Origin of the sequence: Escherichia sp. KTE52, assembly GCF_000408325.1 — a bacterium.
Taxonomy (GTDB): Bacteria; Pseudomonadota; Gammaproteobacteria; order Enterobacterales; family Enterobacteriaceae; genus Escherichia; species Escherichia marmotae.
On the sequence record NZ_KE138680.1, the window covers coordinates 1,778,349 to 1,789,587 of the forward strand.

The 11,239-nt window shown below is 48.4% G+C and carries 12 protein-coding genes; 4 read left to right on the forward strand and 8 right to left on the reverse strand.

Annotation, left to right across the window (positions count from 1 at the left end):
* Positions 1-15 precede the first annotated feature (15 nt).
* A complete protein-coding gene (locus A1SC_RS03395) occupies positions 16-921 on the reverse strand; it encodes a GntR family transcriptional regulator (RefSeq protein ID WP_000091590.1) in 906 nt (301 codons plus the stop codon).
* Positions 922-1,059: 138 nt separating this feature from the next.
* Here A1SC_RS03395 and A1SC_RS03390 point away from each other — a divergent pair, with 138 nt between their 5' ends.
* Positions 1,060-2,082, forward strand: a complete 1,023-nt coding sequence (locus A1SC_RS03390; RefSeq protein WP_000106014.1) for a zinc-binding alcohol dehydrogenase family protein — start codon at positions 1,060-1,062, stop codon at positions 2,080-2,082.
* 178 nt (positions 2,083-2,260) lie between these two features.
* Here A1SC_RS03390 and opgB read toward each other — a convergent pair whose 3' ends face one another.
* From opgB to A1SC_RS03360, 6 genes are all read right to left on the reverse strand, one after another.
* Entirely contained in the window at positions 2,261-4,552 is a 2,292-nt protein-coding gene (gene opgB, locus A1SC_RS03385; RefSeq protein ID WP_024214645.1) for a phosphatidylglycerol--membrane-oligosaccharide glycerophosphotransferase, read from the reverse strand.
* A 259-nt stretch (positions 4,553-4,811) separates the two neighbouring features.
* A complete protein-coding gene (gene yjjA, locus A1SC_RS03380) occupies positions 4,812-5,306 on the reverse strand; it encodes a DUF2501 domain-containing protein YjjA (protein WP_001517700.1) in 495 nt (164 codons plus the stop codon).
* A 48-nt stretch (positions 5,307-5,354) separates the two neighbouring features.
* On the reverse strand, positions 5,355-6,092 hold the full coding sequence (dnaC, locus tag A1SC_RS03375) for a replicative helicase loader DnaC (protein ID WP_001468484.1): 738 nt from the start codon (positions 6,090-6,092) through the stop codon (positions 5,355-5,357).
* Between the two features lie 2 nt (positions 6,093-6,094).
* Positions 6,095-6,634, reverse strand: coding sequence for a primosomal protein DnaT (dnaT, locus tag A1SC_RS03370; RefSeq protein ID WP_001468485.1), 540 nt, complete (start codon positions 6,632-6,634; stop codon positions 6,095-6,097).
* A gap of 106 nt (positions 6,635-6,740) precedes the next feature.
* A complete protein-coding gene (locus A1SC_RS03365) occupies positions 6,741-7,214 on the reverse strand; it encodes a threonine/serine exporter (RefSeq protein WP_000538195.1) in 474 nt (157 codons plus the stop codon).
* Positions 7,205-7,975 carry a threonine/serine exporter family protein gene (locus tag A1SC_RS03360; protein WP_001468486.1) on the reverse strand — a complete coding sequence of 257 codons (771 nt, stop codon included), beginning with the start codon at positions 7,973-7,975 and terminating at the stop codon, positions 7,205-7,207. Before A1SC_RS03360 ends, A1SC_RS03365 begins: the two co-directional genes overlap by 10 nt.
* A 627-nt stretch (positions 7,976-8,602) precedes the next feature.
* On the opposite strand from A1SC_RS03360, the gene A1SC_RS03355 reads away from it, so the two are divergent.
* Both A1SC_RS03355 and bglJ read left to right on the forward strand, forming a co-directional pair.
* A complete protein-coding gene (locus A1SC_RS03355) occupies positions 8,603-9,328 on the forward strand; it encodes a helix-turn-helix domain-containing protein (protein ID WP_000936620.1) in 726 nt (241 codons plus the stop codon).
* Positions 9,286-9,963 carry a DNA-binding transcriptional activator BglJ gene (bglJ, locus tag A1SC_RS03350; protein WP_001517702.1) on the forward strand — a complete coding sequence of 226 codons (678 nt, stop codon included), beginning with the start codon at positions 9,286-9,288 and terminating at the stop codon, positions 9,961-9,963. The genes A1SC_RS03355 and bglJ overlap by 43 nt, the downstream gene beginning before the upstream one ends.
* A 36-nt stretch (positions 9,964-9,999) precedes the next feature.
* Here the strand turns inward: bglJ and fhuF are convergent, their stop codons facing one another.
* The gene (gene fhuF, locus A1SC_RS03345) at positions 10,000-10,785 is read right to left on the reverse strand and encodes a siderophore-iron reductase FhuF (RefSeq protein ID WP_016262840.1); all 786 of its coding nucleotides are present in this window, start codon (positions 10,783-10,785) and stop codon (positions 10,000-10,002) included.
* 140 nt (positions 10,786-10,925) lie between these two features.
* Between fhuF and A1SC_RS03340 the strand changes: the two genes are divergently transcribed.
* Positions 10,926-11,162, forward strand: a complete 237-nt coding sequence (locus A1SC_RS03340) for a DUF1435 domain-containing protein (RefSeq protein ID WP_016262841.1) — start codon at positions 10,926-10,928, stop codon at positions 11,160-11,162.
* Positions 11,163-11,239: the final 77 nt, after the last annotated feature.

Consider the following 11,239-nt stretch of genomic DNA (forward strand, 5'->3'; position numbering starts at 1 on the left):
TAATCTGTACTTAATTTAACGATGATGCTGTTTGACTGAGCGAATCATCGATTGCCTGGCGGTATCGAGATGATTACGCAGCGCGAGTACGGCATCTAAATCACTGCGGCAAATTAGCGCGCTAAGAATCGTCATATGCTCATCAATGGCAATAATATTACGTTGTTTCAGATCGCTTTCATCCCACTGATAATGACAGTGAAAAATCACCGATATAATTTCAAGTGTTTGATTAAAAAAGATGTTGTCAGCAGCAGATAGCAGCATGGCATGAAAATCGCGGTCTAACTGCGAAAACATACGAAAATTACTGCCAATGCTGTCACGCAGTGTCCGGTGGCGTTCGAGCAGTGTTTTTGCCTGTAACCAGCGTGAATCATCATCTGGCAAATTCAGAAAGTGCTGTAACGCGTGTGTTTCCAGCATCTCCCGCAGTTCAAACAGTTGTTCGGCATAAGACTGATCGAACTGCTTCATGCTCCACTGCCCGCGTTTTTCGCTCTGAATCAGACCATAGCGGCCAAATTTTAAAAGGTATTCTCGAACCACGACCGGGCTGACGCCTGCCGTCCGCGCCAGTTGCAGCTCGGAAAAACTCTCTCCGGCGCGTAGCTGACGCTGGTTAATCATGGTGAAAAATGCCTGCTCAAAAATGTAGTTTTGCTCTGTCAGCGAGACTGTGATGCAATCGAAACCATCGTTCTGTTCGGGTTTGCGGGCGACAACATAATCCTTTCCCACCTGGGTGAGCACGCCGCATGCGCTTAAATGCTGGAGTATGTGGCGTACCGTGGTGCGGCTAATGTTATACATTTCTGCCAGTCCACTTTGTGAAGGGAGTGGGGATGGAATATTTCCCCGCGCCATATCTTCAATCACCTGGTTTATGACGTTATGACGTAAATTCTGTGAACGACTCATTGTTCCCTCCAGTACGGTATTAAAAACCGATTTAAAACATTTTTATGCGTGATCATCCGCATATTTCATGGGCAAATTCAGTCGCTCTTATAAATTCGACGATATCTGGGAGTAATAAAATAAAAGGAGCAGTGAATCATGTCTACAATGAAAGTCTTAATTTGTCAGAAAATAAAGAGTTTAGTCTGGAAAATCCGGGAAAGGCCGGTGGCAGGCGACGATGAAGCATTAATTAAAATTAAAGCTGTCGGAATTTGTGGTACAGATATTCATGCCTGGGCGGGTAATCAGCCATTTTTTAGCTACCCACGTGTTTTAGGTCATGAAATATGTGGGGAGATTATTGATGCAGGGAAAAATATTCACAATTTTAATATTGGGCAGCAAGTTGCAGTAATTCCGTATATCTCTTGTCAGCAGTGTCCTGCGTGTAAAAGTGGTCGCACCAACTGCTGTGAAAGAATTTCAGTCATTGGTGTGCATCAGGATGGTGGTTTTAGTGAGTATCTGGCAGTGCCTGCGGCTAATTTGCTACCCGCAGACGGCATTGACCCGCAGGCGGCTGCGTTGATTGAACCTTTCGCCATTAGCGCTCATGCGGTACGTCGTGCGGCAGTTGCGCCCGGCGAGCAGGTGCTGGTGGTCGGTGCGGGGCCAATCGGTCTGGGCGCGGCGGCAATCGCTAAAGCTGATGGTGCACAGGTGGTAGTGGCAGATACCAGTCCGACTCGCCGTGAGCATGTAGCAACGCGTCTGGAACTGCCGGTGCTGGATCCTTCAGCAGAGGATTTTGATGACCAGTTGCGGGCGCAATTTGGTGGTTCTTTGGCACAGAAAGTGATCGACGCGACGGGTAATCAACATGCGATGAATAACACAGTTAATCTGATTCGCCACGGCGGCACGGTGGTATTTGTCGGCCTGTTTAAAGGCGAGTTGCAATTCTCTGACCCGGAGTTCCATAAAAAAGAAACCACAATGATGGGTAGCCGCAACGCCACGCCGGAAGATTTCGCGAAAGTCGGGAGATTGATGGCGGAAGGGAAAATCACGGCTGACATGATGTTAACCCATCGCTATCCGTTCGCCACGCTGGCGGAAATCTATGAGCGCGATGTAATTAACAATCCTGAGTTGATTAAGGGCGTTATTACTTTCTGATAATCGGATATTGGTAAAGTTGCCATGCAGCGCTCGGGGACGTGTTGGGCGCTGTTTTTTTACGTTTCAATAATATACCGCAGGACGGATAAGGCGTTCACGCCGCATCCGGCAGTTGTGTGCCGATGCCTGATGCGACGCTTGCGCGTCTTATCCGAACTACAACCAGGCAATATTATTACCCTTCACGCTCAACCACTTTGATTTCCACCATACCAATGCCGAGCTTACGCGGCGAGTGGCCGAGAATGTTCCCTTCGTTGGTTACGACAGGTTCCGGTGGAACAATCACCAGCGTATCGGCATCGGTTGGGTTATCGAAATGCAGCGTATTGGTGGTCACTTCATTACCCAGCACGATGGTTTGTTCTTCATTGCCTACGCGTACCGGAATGGGGCGGCCGGCGTTATTACCATAGGCTTTGGCGGTGATCACCAGGTCAAATTTCTTCGGCAGCGGATGTTTGTACTCGATTTTCACTTCATCGCCTAACTGCGCGTTTGACCAGCGTCCCCAGGATTCCGGGCGGGAAATTCCACTGAACTGTTTCACCTCTTCCGGCGCACCAGCGACGTTAAAGATGAAACTGTCTGCTTTGTAGCGAATATCGTTATCGACAATTTTCAGCGTATCAACATTCTCTTTGTAGCGTTTCATGTCGATGACCGTGTCTTTAAACGCTGTTTTGCCTTTCCATTCAGGCTTATCAACATGCTGCACAATTTGTTGTCCGCCAAGTTGACCTTGTGAGACGCACCAGTCGGTAGAGAGCGCCAGTTCCGGTGCCCACAGTTGCGCCATCTTGTAACAGCGGTCAACCCAGACGAAATTGTCTCGTGGGGCGAAATCAGCTAACTGGAAACGCAGAGGTGCGGAGTATTCACTTTCTGGCAGAGGCTCCACGCGTTTATCTGACACGCGTAACAGCAGTGGCAGGCGGAAGTGGCTTCCTGAGAATGCGATCATGTTTTTGTTCTGATCAATGGTGAACGTTTTCATCTCGGTAGGGAATTTCCACAAGCGGATGATATCCGGCTTCCACGCCAGCACTTTCTCTTTAATGTTGAGGAACACTTCTGATATTGACTGACCAGACAGACTGCTGCGTCCGAGACCGAGGAAGTTATCGCCTCCGAGAATATCCAGCACGGTAGCGCCGTTATCCATCGTGTTACGCTTCACTGCCAGCGTCTCTTGCTGCGGTTTGTCGCCACGGATGACAAAAAACAGGTTGTTGCGATCCTGTTTGTTCAGGTATTTCCACGCGGTGTTGTTCATCGCCAGATGGTCGGAAGAGACCACTATAACGGTATCTTTAAACCACGGAGAGGCTTTGATTTTATTGATAAACGTCGCGATGTTCTCCTGGCTGCAACTTACCGCGCTGAATGACTGGTTCGGTTTTCCGTCAAAATCATATTTTTTGCGGTTACAGGTACGTGAGATAAAACCATCCGGGTGATGGGTATCGACCGTCAGAGTAAACAGCGAAAACCGTTGGCCGGAGCGAGACAGTTCTTCAAATTTTTTCCATGCTTCGTCCAGCACCGTATCGTCGTAGAATCCCCAGTCGTTGCGATAATGCGGGTCTGCCACCACGCTTTTCAGTTCTTCCGAACCGTACAAATGGTCGAAGCCGTGTGATTTCAGGAACACATCTTTACCCGCAAAACGCAGGTTGGCTCCCTGCACGAAATAGTTCTGATAACCGGAATTTTTCAGGATATCGCCCAGACAGATGTTCTGTGGGAAGAAGCTGGAAACGGATGCAGAGGCGTTGCCTTCAAACGGGGCAAACAGCGGAATGCCACACTGGGAGGCTACCATGCCAGCAATTGTGTAATCGGTTCCCGGCAGTTGCTGCGTATGGCTGAAATCCAGCCCTTCATTTTTTAGCGCCCCCAGTTCTGGCGTGAGATCCGGGAAAGCGTCGTTGTCAAAATAAGTTCGTTCGAGGCTTTCTCCATAGATATAAACCAGGTTGAGTTTGGGGGAGGGGATGGTTTTTGACGGCTCTTTATAATAAGCCGCAAAGTCCGGATCGCCGTCGCGCGATTGGGATTTCACCAGTTCCGTTATCTGACGAAATGCCGGGCTGGCATCCACTGAACCCAGCGCCAGCAAGAGTGCCAAAAGGCTGTAGCCAAAATGGTGAGGATGATGTCGGCGGCGGCGAAGGATCCATCCCAGCGCGCCGAACACCGCCGTCAGTGCCAGCACAATGCCGATGCCTGGCAGGATATATTTGCTGACGCCTGCACCGGTCAGGCTGTTGGTTAAGGTATAGAGCACCGCGTCGTTAATACCATCGCCAGTAAAATAGTCGCTGGCAAACAGGGTAATATTTAAAACGACAAATAGCCCCAGCACCGTTAACGTGGCTGCAAACCACCAGGTGTTACGTCCCGCTTTCCATGCGTAGATCAGCACAGAGGCGAGAAACAGGGCGAAAGAGAGTAGTTCTGACAACGGGCGATCCTCACTAAACCAGGCCGTGTAGCCGATGTTTAAGATTTTTTGAGAAACACAATGTAATGGCGCTGCCATATTGCTGCAATTCTAGTGTCAAAAAAATGCGATGTTGTTAGGAATTAGTTTATAAACAGGCTTTTTTATTCAAGGTCGCGTCCCGCATAGCGGGGGATGAAAGCGTGAGAAGCGGGAAAAAGAGAAGGGGAGAGCCGCGCCAGCCGATTAACAGTTAAAACGCGGCATTATACAGAACAGATCAGGAGATAAAGTTCAGGCCTTGCTTTAATACCAGATCGCAGGCTTTGGTTTTCACTTTCTCCGCCAGCGGAGTGGTGCCGATGTTATCCAGATTAAGCTGCTGACCATCTTTGGTTTTCAGCAAACCCTGAATGCCATCCAGATAGTTGGTGTCTTCTTTCTGTTCTTCGCTGTTCAGGCCCAGCTTCTCCAGTACCTGATTTTTGATGTTTTCCGCGTCGGTCACTGAAGCCAGCTTTTGTTTCGCGCAATATTGCAGAATACCTGCGGCATTGTTCATATTGTCTGCGCTTAACGCCTGGTTGCCGCTGCTAAGCAGACTCGTTAATGAAGAGAGCGACCAACCACCTTCCTGTGTGGTGCTGCTCTGGTTGCTTAACTCGCTGGCGGCGCTGGAAAGCGCATCTTTCCAGGAAGCGGCATGTGTCCCGGCGGAAATGAATGCGGTGGTGACAATTGCACAGCACAGAAGGTGTTTAACAGTTTTCATCATCATTACTCATAATGGAATTTTGTCGCAGTATAACGCCGGAAATGGGGATTAATACTCTTTACCCGTTACCCGACTACGATAACTGTCCCAGTTGAAGATCACCCACAGGCTGTTGCCCAGGCGCATACGATCCATAACGCGTTCGCCCAGCAATTTCGTCATCTCCTCCATATTGCTGTTGGTCAGCATCCCGGTCGGGCGTTTGGAAGAAGAACGACGATCGACGATCTGGTTGATGATCACTTTTTCGTATTTCGATTCGGTCTGTACACCGATCTCGTCGATCACCAGCAGATCAACGTTGCTCAGATCGTTGAGCAGTTGCTCTTCGCTGGTGCCGCTATTTCTGAAAGTATCTTTCATCGCTGACATAATATCGGCAACAGTAATAATCAATACCGATTTGCCGCGTAGCAGTAGTTCGTTGCAGATCGCTGCCGCCAGGTGGTTTTTACCGGTTCCAGGCTTGCCAGAAAAGATAAAGCTGGCGATGTTGCCGTCGAACTCGTCGACATACTGGCGCGCTTTGCTCAACGCATTCATCTGCCCTTCGCATTCAACACGATAGTTCTCAAAGGAGCAGTTCTGATGCAGCGGACGAATGCCGGAGCGGTTAAAGGTGCGCTGCATTTTCATTGCCCGGTTCTCGCGCTCCAGAGCGGCGGCGCGGAGCGCTCCTTGTTCTTTCTGCCACGCCAGAAGCTCTTCACCCGTTTTGAAGGCGGGTTTGATATGGGCAGGCATCATTTTTTGCAGACGTTGCATCAGGTCGCCAACGTTTTTCATCGTTACCCTCTGAATCCCGGTGGAATTTGGCTGTCAGGTTCGCTGACTGTGTTCACATCTCGTTTCGGCAGTCCGCCATTGCTGGCACGACCAATTTGCAGACTGCGCGCCAGTTTTTGTTGCCATTGCACATGATGAAAGACTTTGCCTTCCGCCTGCCAGTAGGCAATGAATGAGGCCAGTTCTTCGGCGGTGGCGGGTTCTCTTAGCGCCACGCCCCATAATGCAGCCAGGCGAGTAAAATCAGCATCTGGCCGCCAGTCCGGGTACATGGCGAATTTTCCCATCGGTACGGCAACGGGGGGAGTTTGCGGTTCCTGATAGAGTTGATCGTCCAGAGCGACATCGCTTCCTGGACGTGTCAGCTTTTCTTCCAGCGCCAGCAGTTCAGCAAGACGTGAGGGCGTGACGGCATAAAACGCCGGAGCGTTGTTAGCAAATACGGCAACCATACCGCCTTCAGCTTTTGCCAGAACGGTCTGGTGATCGTGTACCAGGGCGTCAATACCAACGACGTCCGGGGTCAAAACTCTGGAAGACATACTGTTTCTCAATATGGAACGATGAACGAGAAGGGAGATTACTTTTATAGTAACACACGGATGAAAGGAGGCTGTCTCTCATCCGTGTGCTTTAAGCGAGGCAATTTTATACGCGAGGGCGCTTGCGGTACAACCATAATCCAGGAATGGAAAGGCCGATGGATAACGCGCCAACAATTGATGATGCCGTAAGAAAGTTGGTTAACAGGGTAATCATCAACGGCTCGCTGTAACCTAACTGGCTGATTTTTACGGCTGAAATCATTGCTGTATAAGCAGAGATACCGGGAAACATAGGGATAACGGCTGCCACGGTAAAGACTTTCGGATGCGCCAGATACCAGCGTGACCATTGAATACCAATGGTGCCGACCAGCATGGATGCCATAAAGGTTGACCATTCAATATTCAGCCCGGTATTCATTAAGATCATTCGAGAGCCATGACCAATCGCGCCAAGCAGTGCACACCAGCGTAACGCCCGAACCGGCACATTGAATACCATCGCAAAGCCGACTGCAGGAATTGCCGCGAGGATCATATCCTGCACTAGTGCTAAGAGAAATTCGATCACACCCATCCGCGTAGTCCCCAAATCGTGAGTGCCATCACCACGCCAACGCAGGTAGCCAACGTCAATAGGCTGGCAATCGCCCAGCGTGCCAGCCCGGTATTGATGTGCCCTTTAAACATATCAGCGACGGCATTAATCAACGGAAAGCCCGGCACCAGCAGCAGAACGCTGGCAGCCATCGCGATTGTTGGCGTATTGCTGAAGGCAGGGAGTTGTAAAAGCAAACCAGAAATCGTGGTGGCGGCAAATGCGGTGATGCAAAAGTTTATCTGAGGGTGGAGATGACGTTGCGCCAGTAGCTGACGGATATACATTGCGACCGTGCTGGCAAAGAAGGTGATGACGGCACCATCCCAGCCACCTTTATTGAGCTTACAGAAACAGGCGCATGACAGACCAACCATCAAGGCGACCAGCCATCTCGGGTAACGTAAGGGTTGAATCTGGCTAAAACGTTTCTCCACGCCTTTGTAATCCAGCAGGTGATGCTCCGCCAGAATCACAATATGCTGAACTTCCGTCACTACATGCATATTAATGCCGCGATCGTGATTTTTGCGCGTAGATGTCAGGCATTGCCCATCTTTAATGGTAGTAAGCACAATGGCGTTCGAAGAGATAGAACTTTCGACGCAGTCCATTCCCAACGCCCGACCCAGTCGCGAGGAAAGCTCATCAACTAACGCGCTTTCCGCTCCATGTTGCAAAAGAAATAATCCACACTGGATACAAAGCCGTGTTACGGCCCGCTGTTGCTCAGTCTGCATAACTCGTCCTTTGTCATAGACGTGCTGCGTATTGTTCAAATAATGAGACCCCATTTGTATCATGAAGAGCGGTTGTTTTGGGGTAGGTTAAGATCAAAATTGCGCTGATTAGTCCTGGTTGGCGGGTGAAGTTCAGTGGCGAAAAGCGAATTTTTTATCGCTGCAAAAAAATTATCATATGAATATTATAATTATAATGAATTTATAATTTGTCTCTTACGGATTAGAGTAATGGATGGCCGTTCGTACTTTTGAATTTTAAACAGATAAAATCATCAGATTTTACTGATTTTTTTTGTATAAATGCTGACGAGATGTTTTTTGTTCGATGGGAAGGCGGTGTTTTAATTATATCTTAAACTAATCGAATTCCAGGGTTTCCATTAAGTATTTCTAACAAGTTAATTTAGTTATTTTAAATGTCTCCAGGCTATTTCACCAGGTTATCATTTGATGCTAACCTTCTGACACATGCCGTGGAGTTATTGTGCAGCAGGAGTATGCTGATATGAAAGTGAATGCTAAGGATAATTTATTCGCTTAATCTATTAATTTGCTGGAAGCATTTAAGGAATGAATATCCTGAATAAACCATCATGATTTTTAGACAGTGGATGTGGAGGAAATATGTTGCCAGGATGCTGCAAAAATGGAATTGTTATCAGTAAAATACCGGTTATGCAAGCAGGGTTAAAAGAGGTCATGAGGACTCACTTCCCTGAATATGAAATAATATCCAGAGCCTCCGCGGAGGATCTTACCTTATTACAATTACGTCGCTCCGGATTAGTCATTGCCGATTTAACCGGCGAAAATGACAATCCACATTCCGTTTGTGAACATTATTATTCATTGATCTCACAATACAGGGAAATTCATTGGGTTTTCATGGTTTCGCGTGCCTGGTACTCTCAGGCGGTAGAACTGCTTATGTGCCCGGCAGCGACGTTACTGTCCGATATCGAACCCATTGAGAATCTGGTTAAGACGGTTCGTTCCGGTAATGCGCATGCAGAGCGTATCAGCGCCATGCTGACCTCCCCGGCAATGACTGAAACTCAGGATTTTAGCTATCGCACCGTCATTCTGACACTTTCAGAGCGCAAGGTACTGCGGTTGTTAGGCAAAGGATGGGGCATCAACCAGATAGCTTCATTGCTTAAGAAAAGCAATAAAACCATCAGCGCACAAAAAAACAGTGCGATGCGTCGGCTGGCAATTCACAGCAACGCTGAGATGTATGCATGGATAAATAGCGCGCAGGGGGCAAGAGAACTTAACTTGCCTTCGGTTTATGGAGATGCCGCAGAATGGAACACAGCCGAATTAAGAAGAGAAATGTCGCACTCATAGAGAAGTGCGTCATGAGTAGTATCGGTATTGAAAGCTTATTCAGAAAGTTTGCGGGTAACCCTTATACACTCCATATCTATAGAAGCCAGGAGGCGTTTCAGGATGCGATGTCGCGGGTCTCATTTGCGGCGGTTATTTTTTCTTTTTCTGCCATGAGAAGTGAGCGCAGAGAGGGATTATCTTATTTGACTGAGCTGGCTATTAAATTTCCGCGTACCCGGCGTTTAGTTATTGCGGATGATGATATTGAAGCACGATTAATCGGATCATTATCGCCATCACCGTTGGACGGTGTATTAAGTAAAGCATCGACGCTGGACATTTTTTATCAGGAGCTGTTTCTGTCATTAAATGGCGTGCGTCAGGCTACCGATCGCCTGAACAATCAGTGGTACATTAATCAAAGCCGGACGCTAAGCCCAACGGAGAGAGAAATATTGCGTTTTATGTCGCGTGGCTACTCAATGACACAAATTGCCGAGCAGCTTAAACGAAATATTAAAACGATCCGCGCGCATAAATTTAATGTGATGTCGAAACTGGGCGTCAGTTCCGATGCTGGGTTGTTGGAGGCTGCAGACATTCTGTTATGTATGCGGGTTTCAGAAACAAGCAATGTGTTGCATTCCTTTTAATACGCTAATGCCGGGTTATCACCCCGGCAGAGTTTTTCATTTCAGCGTACAGTCGCCGCATTGCTGTACATCCGGCAAGCGATAACGTTGGCAGCAGGTACGGCGCACCAACAGGCCGTCGCGCAGCACCACCGTACGCCAAAGAGGATTATCTTCACCCGTGGAGAGTGTTTTCTCAAAAAAGAGAGCATGGCGAAGTGATTCAACAGTCGCATCACCAAGTAACTGCTTCATCTCAGTCAAATACCAGTTGATCAGATAGCCGGTATTACTCCAGATAAGTTTGCCATTGATTTCGCCGGTGGCTTCTAATGCCTGCACAACCGGGGCGATCGCCTGACTGATTAACTTTTCCATTCGCTGCTGTGGCAAATGCGGAGCGTTCTTGTCCTCACACACGTCGATCCAGAAACAGGCGGCACGCCCGGTTTCGTGAAACTCAACGTGAAAATGTTCCGGGGAAAGATCTAACGCTTTTTCCTGTGTTAACAGCGCCAGCATTAATGGCGGCATCATCAGACCGATATACCATTGCGCCCACAGTGAGATCAGCGGCTTATTCTCGCGGAGCATCAATGGTTGATTGCGGTAGATATGATCGGAATAAACAGCCAAAAGGGAACGCAGGGCCGTTGGAGAAGACCATTGCGCCAGCGTCAGGGCGCTAAGTGGGGCGGGTTCATCCAGACGGATAAACTCCAGCAAATGTTCACGATGTTCTGCGATCGTCGCACGTACTGTTTCCGCAAGTGTTGGATCTTGCGGCTGGAGATGCGTTCGCCAGATAACATCTTCAAGAAGCGGTGCGGAACGATAGGCCATAATCGTGATAGTAATCTAAATGATAATGATTGCTAATCCTAGCGATAGGTTTAAACGATAGCAAGGGATTTTGCTAGCTTGCAAACGATAAAAATTATCATATGATATTGCTTATCATTATCAATAAAAGAGATGAAACCATGTTGCAACGTACACTGGGCAGTGGTTGGGGAGTGTTGCTGCCGGGATTGCTGATTGCAGGACTGACGTATGTGGATTTATCGCCGGAACTGTGGCGGATTGTCATGCTGATGGGATTATTGGTGACACCGCTGATGCTGTATCACAAACAGTTACGGCATTATGTTTTGTTGCCATCGTGCCTGGCGCTAATTGCGAACGTCATACTGATGATAACGAGCTGGGATCAAGGATGATAAAACAGGGAAGAAACAAGAAAGGAAGTAAAGATAATTGGTGCGAGGGGGGGGACTTGAACCCCCACGTCCGTAAG